This is a genomic window from Thalassolituus sp. UBA3500 (assembly GCF_002377545.1).
GTDB lineage: Bacteria > Pseudomonadota > Gammaproteobacteria > Pseudomonadales > Oceanobacteraceae > Thalassolituus.
In genome coordinates, this window is record NZ_DFQB01000034.1 from 1 (window position 1) to 16,839 (window position 16,839).

The window sequence follows — 16,839 nt, forward strand, 5'->3', positions numbered from 1 at the left end:
CGCGATGCGGCGCTTCGACAGAAATATGTAGGAGGGGGATTCTATCCCCGACAACCGCTACCACCTTCACGCTGTCGCAAGGCACTTCCTTCCTGCAGAATCGCCTATGTTTCGTGTTTATTACGTGTGTCTATTTGAAAGTCAGTGTAACAATACTTAAGTTGTTGATATTTATTGATAATTATAAAAATGTCCCTTTTGAAATAAGTCTCATCGTGTCATTATGGCTCGTAATGATGCAGGCTATTTACCGATCCTTGATTGGAAATTACCTGATAGGAGAACTAGATTTAAATTAATCTACAGTTGTTCAATAAATACAAAAATAGGTGAAGTATGCGTTTACAGGATGTAGGTCCAGTTTTCGTGATGTCAGGCTTGATACTTAGTGCATCTGTTTGTGCGCTTGAGCCTATGACTGATCGTGACCTCTCTGATGTATCAGGGCAGGCATTTATCACCATTGATACGAGTTCATACAATCAGGGTTCAGGAAACTGGTCTGGTGACTACGAGTTCACTAAGGTTAACCTTGGGATGGAGCTCGAAACTGTTTTTAACATCGACGAATTGAGACTCGGCCGCTTTGAGCGCGAAGCGTACGTTGATGGAACAGTGCCTATTACGGATGACAACCGAAATATTCTCTATAACCCCGATGGTAGCGCCCAGGTTTACGATTCCGACATCATTATTGAAGATTTCGCTCTCGGTCGGGTTGATAACCATGACGACGCTGCAAATGCGGCATATGTTCCGTTTATGGCGAGAAACCCTTTCATAGAGTTGGCGTACAAAACTGAGAATGGTCAGAAGAGGATTTCCGGCGTTCGGGTTGGCTTTGATAAAGCTCAAGGTGATCTCTCAGGCGATCTGATTTCTGTTACCGGTATTGTAGAAGGCGAGATTCGCGGCGACATTCAGGTTGTCTACGACAATAACTGTAGTGGATGGAACGCTCTGGCGCCGAACTGTCTCCTGCTTCTAGCATCTTCTGATAAAGAAATTTACACCCAGGTTGATCTTCTTGATGGTGCAACAGGGGATGGTGCGGATAGACTCAACACAACTTACCTTAAGCGCGCGTCCTGGTTTGGTGTGCCGACTGGGCGTAATTTCCAGACCGATGAAACAGGCCTGATTGCGTCATTGATCCCAACGCTAACGAGGTCAAGCGATTGCGAGGTTCTTGGTACTCCAGCGTGTTTCCGATCTACGATATATCAGTCGATCTATATTGGCGATAAAGGTACTGACTTTGAGAGCGGTTCTGCATCGGGTGTATTCCTGTCCGTACAAACCGAATCTGTGCCGTGGGAAGATCTTTCGGGTGTTCCTGGCTCCGATCGTGTACTAACAGATAGCGGTGCGTTTATGAACATCTCTCGATATCAATCAGGTGGTGAGACTAAGTACCCTCTGTATCTGACTCTTGAGGAAGCTACACGTGGTACGCCTCGTGTTGCTACCTGTGTTGGCCGCATTAAGGGGTGTTAATGAGATGAAAAAATTATTAACGCTATCCGCTGCCGTCGTTATTGCTCATTCAGCGAATGCGGAGTTACAGGCGCTTGATGATGCCGAAATGTCCTCACAGAGTGGTGCCGGCTTAGGCTTTGCACTCCAGGATTTTGTCTTCAGTACGGACGATGCCTCTCTCGCAGTCACGGGCATCGAGGACGGAACTGGTAATGAGGTCGGCATCAAGTGGGATCAGTTCTACATTATGGGAGAGGGCAGCCAGAACGGTGCTGTTAAAAAGCCTGTTGATATTGGTAGCTATCTTCACCCCTGGGTCGTGCGAAGTGTTCGTGGTAGTTCTGATTGGGATGGTGATCCGGCTGACTTCTATACCGGCGATGCACCTGCAATCGGCGATGACGTCGCAGCGTTGCAGATACTGACGGATGTTTATACTTCGGCCGCTCAGAATACGCGACAGTATGTGATGGATTGTATTTTTGCGAGTGCAGGTGATTGCGGACAGCGGGCTGCTATCAGACGCAGTGGAGCAGACATCGGCTCCCGCTTCACGCTCGATTTTGCCGATGGTACTAACCACGTCTGGAATATCGACATGCGGGGTGTATATCTCGACGGGTCTGGTTTTACTTTATGGTCTCGCCCAGATGATTCGGGTCAGTCAGAACTACTGGGACAATTGAACCTGTCTTTGTTGGCCGAGGAATTTCAGATCGATACATGCGGAGATGCATGTACTGGTACCGGATCTCTTTTACAGATTGATCAGGTTTATCTCGGTTTGAATTTAGGGTTTGGCGATATGCAGCCGTTAAAGTTCAGTGCAACGTCCGACGGCAATTTTGTACTTGAACTAAGCAAGCCTGATCCTTCGTCCAGAGGTGTGGACCCGTCGGATAGGGACGCCATGCTGGCTTTCTTTAATGAGTATTACGCTAACGCGCCGAAGAGCGATATTTATATCGGTGAAATCACTGTTGGAAACAGAACTGCCGGTGAAACAGTGATAAACGGTTTCCGTGCTCAGTACCTGAAAGCGACCAGTATCGATCTCTGACCGATACTGGCGTTACTTGCTCAGGTCACATCACTGTCTTCAAACTTCTTCTGAGTCCGTTACTATTGTAACTGGGTAGACCTGAGACTTTTTAAGCTGAGGATTCAGCTTGAGCATTTTCTCTCCAAGCTTATCCAGTCTTGAAGCTCTGTTGTCCGGAGAAGGGTGGGTACTCAGGAACTCCGGGCCACCGCCACCTCCTGCTTCAGCCATTTTTTTCCACAAGCTTACCGCTGCGTCGGGGTTATATCCCGCGCGGGTTGCTAACTCGATACCGATTTCGTCAGCTTCCGATTCAGCAGTTCGGCTATTCGGCAACTCCAGAGCAACTTTCGCAGCCATTGCGGTGCCAGTCAGTACATAGCCGTTGTTGTCAGTCACTACCGCGGTGGCCGCGAGTGCGCCGTTCATCAGCACAGCACGGGACATACGTTCAGCGGTGTGGTTGGCTAGGGCGTGAGATATCTCGTGCCCCATAATCTGGGCAATTTCGTCGTCACTAAGGTTCAGTTGAGTAACTATGCCGGTATAGATCGCCATGCGACCGCCAGCCATGCACCAGGCATTTAAGGTATCAGGGTCGTCAATAATCGCGACGCTCCATTTCCAGTCTTTGGTGCCAGGGTCAAGCTTGATGGCTTCTGTTACCAGTCGCCCTGTGATGGTTTCGATACGCTTTACCCAAGCAGGATCAGTCACCAGCTGATTATTCTGATCGAGTTCGCCGACGGTGCTGGCGTAGGCTTTCTGGGACTCAACAATAGCGGAATCCGGCGAGACGATCATCAGCTGATTGCGGCCGGTCAAGGTGGTTGCGCAGCCTGCAATGGCCGCGCTGATCAACGTCAGGCTGATCACTTTCTTCATATCCGTGTTCCTGCGGTAAAGTGTTTATCGCTAGTCTAAGGTGTTGCTGGGTGACTGTGTAGTGCTAATGCTGACAGCGCAGTCCTGCGCTCTAAGGTCTGGTATACTCGCGTTTTTTCTCCAGCGGGATTTCAGCGTGTTTGCCGGAACAGAATTACACCCAAGGCTAATTGCCGGGCTTGAAAAACAGTCCATTACCGAAGCAACCGACGTGCAGCTTGAGGTTATCCCTGAAGTATTACGTGGAAGTGACGTTCAGGTATGTGCCGAGACGGGCAGTGGTAAGACCTTTGCCTACTTATTGCCGGTCATGCAGAAGTTACTGACGGTTGATGCGCCTGATAGCGCCACGCGTGCTCTGGTTATCGTTCCTACCCGTGAGCTTGCTCGTCAGGTATTTAAGGATGCTAAGCGGCTGACCGATATGAATCACCTTGAGGCCGGAGTATTAACCGGCGGTGAGGAGTTCAAGTATCAGGCAGCGGTTCTGCGTAAGAATCCAGAGATCCTCATTGCAACGCCAGGGCGTCTCGTGGATCACCTGAAGCGCGAAACGGCCGAGCTGGGTGACATTGAATTTCTGATTCTGGATGAAGCTGATCGCATGCTGGATATGGGCTTCTCTGAGGATATGGAGCATATTGTTGGAAAGTGTGGCTCAGAGCGTCAGACATTGATGTTGTCTGCGACATTGCGTCATGAGGGGGTAGGGCGTGCTGCGCGTTCGTGGTTGAAAGACCCTGTTGAGATTACCACCAAAGGTATTCAGGAAAGCCACGATGATATTACTCAACAGCGTATTCTGGCAGATGATAACGCGCATAAAGATCGTCTTTTAACCTGGCTTCTGGCGAACGAAACCTACGACAAAGCCATCGTATTCGTTAATAGACGTACTGAAGCTGAGCGACTGAGCGAGTTTCTCCGCCGTCATAGAGAAGGCATTGCCGTGCTGCACGGTGATATGACTCAAGATGAGCGTAACTATGTCATGCAGAATGTTCGCGAAGGTCGACGTAACATACTCGTAGCCACCGATGTGGCAGCACGCGGTCTTGATGTTGATGGTCTCGATCTTGTCATCAATTACGATCTTGCTCGTAAGGGGGATGAGTACATTCATCGTATCGGTCGCACAGGTCGTGCAGGGCGCAGTGGACTCGCCATCAGTCTGATTGCTCCTAGTGAATGGAATTTGAAAGCCGCTATTGAGCGCTATATTCGTCAGGAGATGACGTCGCGCACGATTAAGGAGCTGAAAGCTAAGTACACCGGCCCTAAGAAGGTGAAAGCGTCTGGCAAAGCCGCGGGGGTTAAGAAGAAAAAGCCACGAGGCCCAGCTGCGAAAAAAGCAGCCGCGAAGAAAGCAACCGAGAAAAAAGGCCCATCTCCGAAGAAGAAAAATGGGCCGCGGCCTTCACGTCCAGCCGGTAACCTGATGGACAGCGAAGGTTTTGCTCCGATAAAACGCAAGAAATAAGACTGGTACCACCTGTCAGCGGCCGAACTGGCCGCTGTTATAATCTTTGATTGCCTGCTCAATCTCTTCCTGTGTGTTCATCACAAACGGGCCATAGTGCGCGACGGGCTCAAGAATCGGATCGCCTGTCAGCACCAGTAAGTTTGCATTACTTTTAGCTTGAAGAACGAGCTCTTCCCCGTGAGTACTGTAAATGAGCAATGGTTTTTCTGGTACCGAATGGCCAGTAACCAGCTCACCCTTGTACACATAGACTATCGCGCGTTTACCAGAAGCAACAGGGAGTGTCAGTTCACTGCCTTCAGGCAGGGTAACGTCCAGATAGCTGGCGTTAGCGGCTAACTTGTCCAGCGGGCCCGTCACCTGCTTATTTTCGATCTTCCAGTCACCCGCAAGAACTCTGACTTCGCCACCACCATCAAGAGTCACAACCGGGATTTCTGATTTCGGCACATCCCGGTAATCCGGTGCGCTCATTTTGTCCTTGGCGGGCAGGTTAATCCACAGTTGAAAGCCATGCAGTCCGCCCTGGTCCAGCTCTGGCATTTCGCTATGTATGATACCGCGACCAGCAGACATCCACTGAGCGCCACCACTGCGGATTTCGCCGCGGTTGCCCATGTGGTCTTTGTGGATCAATGCACCTTTGCGCAGATACGTCAGCGTTTCCATACCGCGATGAGGGTGAGGTGGAAACCCGCCCATGTAATCCGCTTCATCGTCGGATACCAGTTCGTCGAGCATCAGAAAAGGATCGGCGTCACGTTGATTAAAGAGTGCCAGACGTCTGATTTTGACACCATCACCGTCCGAGCTTGGGTAACTACGAATGATATTTTCGAGAGAGCGTTGAGTCATAAGTACCTCCGGTTGACGATTACTTTATCGCGGTTACCGGAGGATAACGAGTGGTGAGGATGGTATTGATTGTTCTGCTATGTTGTTTAATTTGATAATTAAACTGCAGATTGTTCTTCCACTTGCTCGTCCAAGCCGTCCTCGAGAGCCTGGCACAGCTCTTCGCAGGAAGTCGGGTCGGAATAAGGCTCGCCGTTCGCGTCGACGATGAAGAAGATATCCGATACCTGCTCACCCTCGGTCAGAATTTTAGCCCCTTGCAGCTGAGCTCCAAAGTCCATCAGGATGCTACCCACCCTTGCCAACAGGCCTGGGCGGTCGGCTGCTATAACCTCTAGAACGGTTCTGCGCATCAGAGGGTCATTGCTTATGGTTACCTGGGTAGGCACATCGAACTGTTTCAGCACCCGTGAGGTCCGGCGACGAATGATCGTATCGAACTCTTCGGGCTCATCCAGAGCATCGCACAGGGTATTACGAATTACGCGGATACGCTCAGGGTCTGTAATTGCTTCATTGTTCTCGTCGAGGACAATATAGGTATCGACCGCATTGTTCTCTGACTCGGAGGTCATGATGCGAGCGTCCTGGATGTTCAGGTTGAGCTGATCCAGGGTTGCCGTCGTGACTGCGAACAGGTTCGGCTGATCTTTCATAAACAAAAAGATCTGTGTGGCGCCTTCAAACTGACGGTCAGATGTCTGTCGTACCGAGACAAGCGGCTTAGCACTGTTACCATGCGCGTCTATCTCGCGGGTTTGCCAGACGATATTGTCCACGCCTTCACGCAGAAAGTAATCTTCTCCGGGCTGGCCCCAGATTTCGCGAGCGCGCGCTTCGGGCAAACCATAATCCAGGAGCTGTGATATGGCTTCCTGTTGGATTTCCTCGATGACATCGTCTTTGTGAAGGCGGTTTTCAAGGCCTCGTCTCAATGCCGCTTGGGTATTTCTGTACAGCTCTCTCATCTGCTCTGCACGCCATGGCGTCCAAAGCTCCGGGTTGGTGGAGTGGGTGTCTGCGACAGAAATCAGAAACAGCATGTCGAGGTGGTACTGATCACCGACATCGACGGCGAACTGGTGGATATCATCCGGGTTACTCAGGTCGAGGCGCTGGGAAGCATTCGACATTAATAAGTGGTTACTCACCAGCCAGGTGACCATATGGGTATCGGCTGGCTTGAGCCCGTGCTGAATGCAAAAGGCTTCGGCAATCTCGCCACCATTGGCGGCGTGGTCGCCCTCCCGGCTTTTACCCACGTCATGGAGCAGGGCAGCGAGATAGAGAACCTCTTTCTTATGAACCCTATGAATCAGCCGGGAGGCAATCGGAAAGCGTTCACGCACGTCGCCATAGCGGAAATGTCGCAGCAGGCGAATCATACGGAAGGTATGTTCATCCACCGTATATTTGTGCAGGAGGTCGTACTCCATCATGCCAATAACGCGACCAAACGACGGAATATAACGCCCGAGAATGCCATACCTCATCATGCGAGACAGCTCGCGAACCACGCGTGACCTGCTGCGCATCAGAGTCATGAAGATGGCGTTGTGTTCCGGGTTCTGGCGATACTCTTCATCGATCAGGTTTCGGTTATCCCGCAGCGCACGGATAGTCGCTGAGTGTATACCTTTTGACTCGGAGATCTGTGCCAGCATAGGGAAGACCCTAAGCAACCAGGCAGGTTCTTTCTCAAACAAGTCTGGCGTCGTCAGCTGCAGGTAACCGTTGCACAGAACGAAGTGCTCATTTACAGGTGTGATGGTGTCGTCATCACACTGCATATAGTCTTCTGTAAAGTGCATCATCAACATATCGCTCAACTCCATAGTGGAGAGCTGGTGGCGATAAAATTGAGACATAAAGCGTTCAACGCCAAGTTGTCGCCCCGTATCCTTGTAGCCAAGAACTTCTGCGACCTGCGTTTGCAGATCAAAAAGGAGTCGGTCTTCCTCGCGTCCTGCCAACATGTGGAGTGCGTATCTTACTTCCCATAGAAAGCTGACGCTGCTGGCCAGGCGTTTGTGTTCGAACTCAGTCAGAAAGCCGTTATCTTCCAGTGCCTGTAGCGTGCCTTTGCCGAAATGACGAATGGCGACCCAGGTGATTGTCTGGATATCCCGGAGGGCGCCAGGAGAGTTTTTAACGTTGGGTTCGAGGTTGTAGTCGGCGCTATTGTGTTTGTCGTGGCGGGTATTGAGTTCTTCAGATTTGGCTTCGAAAAAGACGGCGGCTGGCCATTGGGCCTCAGGGGTAATTCGTGCGCGTAGTTCGGAATGCAGTGTTTCATCACCAATCAGAGTTCTGCTCTCTAACAAATTGGTGATAATAGTGAGATCCCCTTCGGCCTCGGTAACGCATTCGTCCATGGTGCGAACACTGTGGCCTATGTCCAGCTTGATGTCCCACAGCAGGGTAATAAAGTCCTGCAGGTCGCTGGCGTGACGATTGATACTGTCTTCATCGCGCGCAAGCAGAAGCAGGTCGATATCAGAATGTGGATGCAGCTCTGCTCGACCATAGCCACCCACCGCAATCAGCGCGATGTCTTCTGTGGCGATGCTGCGGAAGCGCCAGAGTGCCCGTAAAATTCTGTCGATCAGAGTTGAGCGATGCCGGACCAGCAGGTCGGCATCCAGCGTCTCGCGAAAATAATCATGTGCTTCGGTCTGAATGCGGGTTAGAAGGGGCTTGATTACTGGAAGAGGGAGGGATTTTTCCTTTAATTCTTCCAGTAACGCGTCTTCATCAACCTGAGGTAGTACCGGCATGTCAGATAAATCGGTCACTTCCAGAACTGCTCTTCTTCTTTGCGTTTGGTCAGGACTTCGACGCCGTCAGCAGTGACTAACAGAGTGTGTTCCCACTGCGCTGAGGCTTTGCGGTCTTTAGTCACCACAGTCCAGCCGTCTTTAAGCAGTTTGTTATGGCGCGAGCCAAGATTGATCATAGGTTCAATGGTGAAAATCATACCTTCCTGAATCGCCATGCCAGTTCCCGGCTTACCATAGTGCAGGATCTGAGGGTCTTCGTGGAATACTTTGCCGATACCGTGGCCGCAGTACTCACGTACTACTGAGTAGTGATTCGATTCGGCATAAGTCTGAATTGCGTGGCCGATATCCCCCAGTTGAACACCAGGTTTTACCATATCAATGGCAAGGTACAGAGACTCCTGAGTGACACGGATAAGGCGATCCAGCGCTGGTTGAACCTCGCCTACCATAAACATCTTACTGGTATCGCCGTGGTAACCGTCTTTGATCACAGTAACATCAATATTAATGATGTCACCTTTCTTCAGGATTTTGTCATCGCTGGGAATGCCATGGCAGATGACCTGATTAACAGAGGTGCAGATCGATTTCGGGAAACCGTTGTAATTCAGTGGGGCGGGGATCGCCTTCTGCTCGTTGACAATATAGTCATGGCAGATGCGGTCGAGTTCACCTGTCGATACGCCCGGCTTTACATAGTCACCGATCATCTCCAGAACTTCTGCAGCCAGACGCCCGGCTACCCGCATTTTGGCGATGTCTTCCGCCGTATTGATCGTTACACCCATCAGAGGAGATCTTCCGTTTCATTGAATAGCAATGATTGTATTGTACTTCTTGTGTGGCTGGGGTTGAACCGTTGAATAAGAAGTCAGTAAAAGGATCGTGTAACAGCTGGCACATAGGCGCGTAAAATGGTATAAAGCGCCCGCGCTCAGCGCCGTGCTACTACAAAGTAGTGGTACGTAGATACTTAAACGACACACACGGACTGAAACTGATGTGCCGGGGTGCCTGTTTCGACAGGTCGGGGCTCAGGGTTCGTGGAGGCATAACCCCTACATATAAGGTAGTAAGACAATGGCACAAGTTAGCATGCGTGACCTGCTGAAAGCAGGCGTACACTTCGGTCACCAGACTCGTTACTGGAACCCCAAAATGGGTCAGTACATCTTCGGTGCCCGCAACAAGATTCATATCATCAACCTCGAGCAGACTGTTCCAGCACTGAATGACGCGCTGAAGCTGATCGAAGGTATGGCTGCGAAAAACAACAAAGTTCTGTTTGTTGGTACTAAGCGCGCAGCTGGCAAGATCATCAAAGAGCAGGCAGAGCGTTCAAATATGCCATTCGTTGCTCACCGTTGGTTGGGCGGTATGCTCACTAACTACAAAACTATCCGTCAGTCTATCAAGCGTCTGCGTGAGCTCGAAGCTCAGCAGAAAGACGGTACTTTTGAACAGCTGACCAAGAAAGAAGCTCTGATGCGTTCACGTGAGATGGACAAGCTCGAGCGTTCTATCGGTGGTATTAAAGAAATGGGCGGTCTGCCAGACGCTATGTTCGTCATCGACGTTGATCACGAGCGTATCGCTGTTCAGGAAGCCAATAAGCTGGGCATTCCAGTCATCGGTATCGTTGATACTAACTCTAACCCAGATGGCATCGACTACGTTATCCCAGGTAACGACGATGCAATCCGCGCTATCCAGATCTACGTTTCTGCAGCAGCAGATGCAATCCTGGAAGGTAAGCAAGGCGGCGCATCTGCAGATGAGTTCGTTGAAGTTGCTGAAGAAGCGCCAGCAGCTGAGTAATCAGAGCTGAATTCGAAAAAAGGGGCTATGCCCCTTTTTTTAAATCTTTATCGTCAATTTATAGATTTAAGAGGATATTCCACATGGCAACTGTATCTGCTGCCCAGGTAAAAGAGCTGCGTGAACGTACTGGCCTAGGCATGATGGAGTGCAAAAAAGCACTGACTGCTGCTGGCGGTGACATCGATCAGGCAATTGAAGATCTGCGTAAGAACTCAGGTCTGAAAGCGGCTAAGAAAGCTGACCGTACCGCTGCTGAAGGTAAGCTGCGTGTTGTTGTTGGTGAAGGCAATGCTGTTATTGTTGAAATCAACTCTGAAACTGACTTCGCTGCGGGCGATGCGAACTTCAACGCGTTCGCAGACAAAGTCGTAGCTAAGCTGGCTGAAACCAAAGAGACCGACATTGCTGCGTTGATGGCTGGTGATCTGGAAGATGCTCGTGAAGCTCTGGTACAGAAGATCGGTGAAAACATCACTGTACGTCGTCCAGCCATCGTTGAAGCTGACACTGTTGGTGCTTACCTTCACTCAAACGGCAAAATCGCTTGTATCGTTGCGCTGACTGGCGGTAACGAAGAACTGGCGAAAGATATTGCTATGCACGTTACCGCATCTAACCCGCGTGTTGTTCGTGGCGAAGATATGCCTGCCGACGTTCTCGAGAAAGAAAAAGAAATCATCAAGGCACAGCCAGACATGGCTGGCAAGCCAGATGAGATCGTCGAGAAGATGATGGGCGGCCGTATTAAGAAGTTCCTGAAAGAAAACAGCCTGCTCGAGCAGCCATTCGTTAAGAACCCAGACCTGACTGTTGCTCAGCTGGCAAAAGAAGGTGGTGCAGAAGTCATCAGCTTCCTGCGTATGGAAGTAGGTGAAGGTATCGAAGTCGAAGAAACTGACTTCGCTGCTGAGGTTGCTGCACAGCTTAAAGGCTGATAACAGCACCGGTGGGGCTCACATTCTGAAAACCACCATTAATATGCCGGGCTTGCCCGGCATATTTGTATATGTCTGATGTAAATATACGTAGAATACGCCAAACATTTTCAGGAGAAGGTTCATGGCCGAGCAAAAAAGCGCGAAATATAAGCGAATTCTGCTGAAACTCAGCGGTGAGGCCCTGATGGGCGAGCTGGATTTCGGTATTGACCCTAAAGTACTCGATCGTATGGCGCTGGAAATTGCTCAGCTTCGTGGTCTTGGAGTACAGGTAGGGCTGGTTATTGGTGGTGGTAACCTGTTCCGTGGTAAAGCGTTGAGTGAAGCTGGCCTTGATCGTGTTGCAGGTGACCATATGGGTATGCTGGCAACCGTTATGAATGCTCTGGCGATGCGTGATGCTCTGGAGCGCTCCAACATGCCGACCCGCGTCATGTCGGCAATTCCGATGAGTGGTGTTGTTGACCACTACGATCGTCGCAGTGCTATCCGTGCTCTGAATCAGGGGGATGTTGTGATCTTCTCTGCAGGGACGGGGAATCCTTTCTTTACGACCGATTCTGCGGCTTGTCTGCGTGGTATCGAAATAAATGCTGATCTGGTTCTGAAAGCGACGAATGTCGATGGCGTGTATACTGCCGACCCGAAGAAGGACCCGACTGCAGAAAAGTACGATCTGCTGACTTACGGCGAAGTCCTTGAGAAACAACTGGGTGTGATGGACCTGACCGCAATCGTTCTGGCGCAGGATCATGACATGCCACTGCGTGTGTACAATATGAATGATACAGGAGTGCTGGGCCGCCTGATGACTGGCGGTGATCACGGCACCCTGATTGTAAGTGGAGAAAAAGCATGATTAATGAAATCCAGAAAGACGCTGAAGATCGTATGAGCAAGAGCGTTGCAGCTCTGGTAGATGCATTTAAGAAAGTTCGTACTGGTCGTGCTAACCCGGCGATCCTGGACAGCGTCATGATTGATTATTACGGCACTCCAACGCCGATCAACCAGGTTGCAAACGTGATTGTGGAAGATGGCCGTAGCCTGGCGATCAACCCATGGGAGAAAAATCTGGTCCCGCAGATTGAGAGAGCAATTCTCAAATCTGACCTGGGTCTGAACCCGGCAACGAATGGCGATACTATTCGTCTGCCAATGCCTGCCCTGACAGAAGAGACGCGCAAAGATTACATCAAGCAGGCCCGCGCTGAAGCTGAGAAAGGTCGTGTGTCTGTGCGTAATATTCGTCGTGATGCCAACGGCAGCGTAAAAGACCTGCTGAAAGAGAAAGAAATCACTGAAGACGAGTCACGCGGTGCAGAAGATGCTATCCAGAAGCTGACAGATAAGTTTATCGGTCAGGTGGATGACCTGCTGGCAGAGAAAGAAAAAGACCTGATGAAGGTCTGATCGGACATGTCCACTAGTATTGATGACTCCAGTGCCGCACAGGGAAGTGTGCCACGCCATGTTGCCATAATTATGGACGGCAATAACCGCTGGGCTAAGAAGCGGTTTATGCCGGGCGTGGCAGGCCATAAGGCTGGCGTAGATGCCGTAAGAGCGGTTGTCGAGACCTCCGCGAAAGCCGGTGTCGAGGTACTCACTCTGTTCGCATTCAGCAGTGAAAACTGGCGCCGCCCTGAGCAGGAAGTCAGCGCATTGATGCAGCTGTTTATTGCAGCCCTGCAACGGGAAGTAAAAAAGCTTCATAAGAACAATATTCGCCTGAAAATCATGGGCGACCTTTCTGCATTTTCTGAAAAGATCCAAGGCCTGGTGGCCGAATCCGAAGCAATGACTCAAGCTAACGACGGCATGACGCTGGTAGTAGCGGCGAACTATGGCGGCCAGTGGGACATCGCTCAAGCGGCGCGTCGTATGGCCGAGGAAGTCAAAGCAGGTCGGATGCAGCCCGAAGATATCACTGAGCACAGTCTGCACCAGTACACCTGGCTAAGCGAGTTCCCAGCGCCGGATCTGATGATCCGGACCGGCGGTGAGCAGCGTATCAGTAACTTTATGCTGTGGCAGACGGCTTATGCTGAGTTCTATTTTTCAGACGTACTCTGGCCTGATTTCAAAGAAGAAGAATATAAAAAAGCATTAGACGCCTTTGCCAGCCGGACACGGCGCTTCGGGCGGACTGATGATCAGTTAAAGGAAGCCAAGAACGGTGACTAAGCAGCGCGTTATAACGGCATTGATACTCGCCCCGGTAATGATTGTGGGTATCTTCTTCCTGCCGCTCAAGCCTTTCGCATTTTTCATCGCAGCGATCTGCAGTATCGGCGCATGGGAGTGGGCGAACATTGCTGGCTACAAAAAAAACTGGAGCCGTTTACTGTACGCCTTCTTTGTTTTTGTCTGCCTTTACATCAGTGCACGTTTTCTTCGTATCAACCCTGAGTGGAAGATCTGGTTTCTCGCCGCTGGCACCCTGTGGTGGACGGTCGCGTTTGCTTTGGTAAAGCGTTACCCAGGTGGCACCGACATCTGGAACGCGCGTGTTATCCGTGCCTTCCTCGGCTTGTGCGTCCTGATCCCTATGTGGGTGGGCTTTATGCACCTGAAAGAAGAACCGCACAGTTCTCTGCTGATCATCTATGTCATGCTGGTGGTCTGGGGTGCTGATACAGGTGCCTACTTTGCAGGCCGTAAGTGGGGCAACAGTAAACTTGCTCCTCACGTCAGTCCCGGTAAGTCCTGGGCTGGTTTCTGGGGCGGCTTTGCCACAACCATTTTCCTGGCTGCACTGACTTGCGTTGGTCTGGATCTGTGGTTACAGCCTCTGACGACAGAAGATGTCGTGAAGATCTTTGTCATTACTGCTGCCACCACTGTGATCTCGGTATTAGGGGATCTCGTTGAAAGTATGATGAAACGTCATCGTGGTATCAAAGACAGCTCATCGCTGTTGCCGGGGCACGGTGGTGTGATGGATCGTATCGATAGTATGGCGGCGGCCGTTCCCGTATTTGCCTTTATGATGATGCTGCTTAACTGGGGCCTCGCTGTATGACGCAATGGATCACCGTGTTGGGTTCTACGGGTTCCATCGGTTGCAGTACCTTAGATGTGGTACGTCGCCACCCTGATAAGTATCGTGTATACGCATTGACTGCGGCGACACGTGCCGTTGAGATGGCCGCTCAGATTGCTGAATTTTCGCCCCGTTATGCGGTGATGGCGAACGCTGATGCGGCCACTCAGTTGCGTGAACAATTACCCGATGAATGCGTCACCGAAGTTCTGAGTGGTGAGGAAGCGCTGGTACAGGTTGCTTCCGATGAGCGTGTTGATCAGGTTATGGCAGCGATTGTTGGCGCTGCCGGGCTTCTGCCGACACTGGCTGCTGCGAACGCAGGTAAACGGGTACTGTTGGCCAATAAAGAAAGTCTGGTCATGGCGGGACCGCTGTTTCTTGATGCTGTAAAAACGGGGGGCGCAGAACTGCTCCCGATCGACAGCGAGCACAACGCCATTTTTCAGTCTATGCCTGCCGATTATGCTGGTAATCTGAAAGCCAGTGGAATTCGTAAGATTCTCCTCACCGCGTCAGGCGGCCCTTTTCGCGGGCGGGAGTCCCGTGAGTTGACAGATGTGACACCATCGCAGGCCGTTGCCCACCCGAACTGGTCTATGGGTGCGAAAATATCAGTCGATTCAGCCACCCTCATGAATAAAGGTCTTGAGCTGATTGAGGCCTGTTTCCTGTTCAATTGCGACGCCGATGATGTCGAAGTTGTTGTGCACCCCGAAAGCGTCATTCACTCCATGGTTCAGTACTGTGACGGCTCAGTGCTGGCACAGCTGGGGCAGCCCGATATGCGGACTCCCATTGCGTATGGAATGGCGTGGCCTGAGCGTATAGAAGCAGGTGTTGAGTCGTTGAATCTCTTTGATATTGCACGACTCAATTTTGAAGCACCGGATGAGAAGAACTTTCCTTGTCTGGCGCTCGCTCGGACAGCGTTTGCGCAGGGGGGGACTATGCCAGCGGTCTTGAATGCGGCAAATGAAGTCGCCGTTGCCGCTTTTCTGCGGGAAGAAATTCGCTTTACGCAGATTCCTACACTGATTAAACACGTGATGGATCAGCATTCTGTTGCTGATGCGGATGCACTGGATGCTGTATTGTCAGCAGACAGCTGGGCGCGTGCGACTGCCGAACGCTTTCTCCGGGAGGAAGACTTTTGACGCTGTTATATTTCATCATAGCGATCAGTATTCTGGTTGTTATTCATGAATATGGTCACTTCTGGGTTGCACGCCGAGCTGGGGTTCAGGTACTCAGATTCTCGGTGGGCTTTGGCAAGCCTCTCTTTTCTGTGAAAGACCGCCACGGTACCGAGTATTCTCTGGCACCCATTCCATTGGGCGGCTACGTCAAAATGCTGGACAGTCGTGAAGCTCCCGTTGCTGAACATTTACGTGATCAGGAATTCAATAGTAAGTCTCCGTGGGCGCGGATTGCGATTGCTTCTGCGGGACCGATCTCTAACTTCCTCTTCGCAATACTTGTCTATACCTTACTTTTCTGGGGTGGCTCAAAACAGTTTATCCCGGTAGCGTCTGAGATTGCAGAAGGCTCGCCCGCTGCGATCGCAGGCGTACTTCCGGGTGATGAACTGAGCGCGATTGATGGCGAGAGTACTCAGTCGTGGCAAGATGTCAGCTGGGAGTTGTTATCTTTCCTCGGCGAGACGCGCACTGTCAGCCTGGAAGTCATCCGGGACGGGCGCCCAGTTGAACTGAGCTTGCCTCTGAATCGCTGGTTGAGTGAAGAGGAGGGGCCAGACCCTCTGAGCAAATTGGGTATTACACCGCGCATGCCAGAGATCCCTCTGCAGATTTCTCAGGTTATGGAAGGCTCGGCAGCCGAGGCCGCTGGTCTCCAGACAGGCGATACTCTGGTGGCTGCGAATGGTGAAGAGATCGCAACCTGGCAGGACTGGGTCTCCCTGATACGTAACTCGGCCGGTACATCAGTGTTGGTTGAAGTGGACCGCGCAGGTGAGCTTATTGAAGTCGAAGCCTGGCCGCAGAGCATCACCCTGGACAGTGGTGAAGTCATTGGTCGTATAGGTGTGATGCCGGTTGCTCCCGTTGCCCCGGATGACTGGGTACGCGAAGTTCATCCGAGCCCGGTGAAGTCATTTTTGATGGGCGTCGATAAGACCTGGAGCCTCATCGTACTGACGCTGGACTCACTGTGGAAAATGCTCATGGGTGATGTCTCAGTAAAGAACTTGAGCGGTCCCATCACCATTGCTAAAGTAGCCGGCGATTCTGCGTCAGGCGGCCTTATTGTTTTCGTTAACTTTCTGGCGCTGCTGAGTGTGTCGCTGGGCGTGCTTAATCTGCTACCTGTGCCCATGCTCGACGGTGGTCACATTTTGTTTTATACGGCTGAGCTGATTCGTGGTAAACCATTACCAGAATCGGTTCAGATCGCTGCGGTAAAGGTAGGTATGATGTTATTGCTCATGCTGATGATTGTCGCTTTCTACAATGATATAAGCCGCCTCTGAGGAGGTGGCGACTGGG

15 protein-coding genes are annotated in these 16,839 nt (G+C 51.2%); 11 read left to right on the top strand and 4 right to left on the bottom strand.

The window, feature by feature from the left end; genetic code table 11:
* Positions 1–414: 414 nt before the first annotated feature.
* Entirely contained in the window at positions 415–1,497 is a 1,083-nt protein-coding gene (locus tag B2R29_RS09070; protein ID WP_301180757.1) for a hypothetical protein, read from the top strand.
* A gap of 4 nt (positions 1,498–1,501) precedes the next feature.
* Positions 1,502–2,539, top strand: a complete 1,038-nt coding sequence (locus tag B2R29_RS09075; protein ID WP_301180758.1) for a hypothetical protein — start codon at positions 1,502–1,504, stop codon at positions 2,537–2,539.
* Between the two features lie 39 nt (positions 2,540–2,578).
* Here B2R29_RS09075 and B2R29_RS09080 read toward each other — a convergent pair whose 3' ends face one another.
* Positions 2,579–3,406 (bottom strand): M48 family metallopeptidase, encoded by an 828-nt coding sequence (locus tag B2R29_RS09080; RefSeq protein ID WP_301180759.1) that lies wholly within the window; start codon positions 3,404–3,406, stop codon positions 2,579–2,581.
* A 136-nt stretch (positions 3,407–3,542) separates the two neighbouring features.
* On the opposite strand from B2R29_RS09080, the gene B2R29_RS09085 reads away from it, so the two are divergent.
* Positions 3,543–4,886 carry a DEAD/DEAH box helicase gene (locus tag B2R29_RS09085; protein WP_301180760.1) on the top strand — a complete coding sequence of 448 codons (1,344 nt, stop codon included), beginning with the start codon at positions 3,543–3,545 and terminating at the stop codon, positions 4,884–4,886.
* Positions 4,887–4,901: 15 nt separating this feature from the next.
* Here the strand turns inward: B2R29_RS09085 and B2R29_RS09090 are convergent, their stop codons facing one another.
* The 3 genes from B2R29_RS09090 to map all read right to left on the bottom strand — a co-directional run bounded on the left by B2R29_RS09090 (position 4,902) and on the right by map (position 9,315).
* A complete protein-coding gene (locus B2R29_RS09090) occupies positions 4,902–5,744 on the bottom strand; it encodes a pirin family protein (RefSeq protein ID WP_301180761.1) in 843 nt (280 codons plus the stop codon).
* A gap of 98 nt (positions 5,745–5,842) precedes the next feature.
* Entirely contained in the window at positions 5,843–8,539 is a 2,697-nt protein-coding gene (glnD, locus tag B2R29_RS09095; RefSeq protein ID WP_301180762.1) for a [protein-PII] uridylyltransferase, read from the bottom strand.
* Entirely contained in the window at positions 8,536–9,315 is a 780-nt protein-coding gene (gene map / locus B2R29_RS09100; RefSeq protein WP_301180763.1) for a type I methionyl aminopeptidase, read from the bottom strand. Before map ends, glnD begins: the two co-directional genes overlap by 4 nt.
* A gap of 292 nt (positions 9,316–9,607) precedes the next feature.
* Between map and rpsB the strand changes: the two genes are divergently transcribed.
* The 8 genes from rpsB (at position 9,608) to rseP (ending at position 16,823) form a co-directional block, all read left to right on the top strand.
* Positions 9,608–10,345, top strand: a complete 738-nt coding sequence (gene rpsB / locus B2R29_RS09105; RefSeq protein ID WP_301180764.1) for a 30S ribosomal protein S2 — start codon at positions 9,608–9,610, stop codon at positions 10,343–10,345.
* 83 nt (positions 10,346–10,428) lie between these two features.
* Positions 10,429–11,283 (top strand): translation elongation factor Ts, encoded by an 855-nt coding sequence (gene tsf, locus B2R29_RS09110; RefSeq protein ID WP_301180765.1) that lies wholly within the window; start codon positions 10,429–10,431, stop codon positions 11,281–11,283.
* A 124-nt stretch (positions 11,284–11,407) separates the two neighbouring features.
* Entirely contained in the window at positions 11,408–12,145 is a 738-nt protein-coding gene (gene pyrH / locus B2R29_RS09115) for a UMP kinase (RefSeq protein ID WP_301180766.1), read from the top strand.
* Positions 12,142–12,699, top strand: coding sequence for a ribosome recycling factor (gene frr / locus B2R29_RS09120; RefSeq protein ID WP_301180767.1), 558 nt, complete (start codon positions 12,142–12,144; stop codon positions 12,697–12,699). The genes pyrH and frr overlap by 4 nt, the downstream gene beginning before the upstream one ends.
* A 6-nt stretch (positions 12,700–12,705) precedes the next feature.
* Positions 12,706–13,473 carry an isoprenyl transferase gene (locus B2R29_RS09125; protein ID WP_068441108.1) on the top strand — a complete coding sequence of 256 codons (768 nt, stop codon included), beginning with the start codon at positions 12,706–12,708 and terminating at the stop codon, positions 13,471–13,473.
* Positions 13,466–14,311, top strand: coding sequence for a phosphatidate cytidylyltransferase (locus B2R29_RS09130; protein ID WP_301180768.1), 846 nt, complete (start codon positions 13,466–13,468; stop codon positions 14,309–14,311). The genes B2R29_RS09125 and B2R29_RS09130 overlap by 8 nt, the downstream gene beginning before the upstream one ends.
* Positions 14,308–15,489, top strand: coding sequence for a 1-deoxy-D-xylulose-5-phosphate reductoisomerase (gene ispC, locus B2R29_RS09135; RefSeq protein ID WP_301180769.1), 1,182 nt, complete (start codon positions 14,308–14,310; stop codon positions 15,487–15,489). Before B2R29_RS09130 ends, ispC begins: the two co-directional genes overlap by 4 nt.
* Positions 15,486–16,823, top strand: a complete 1,338-nt coding sequence (gene rseP, locus B2R29_RS09140) for an RIP metalloprotease RseP (protein ID WP_301180770.1) — start codon at positions 15,486–15,488, stop codon at positions 16,821–16,823. Before ispC ends, rseP begins: the two co-directional genes overlap by 4 nt.
* The last annotated feature ends 16 nt before the right edge of the window (positions 16,824–16,839 follow it).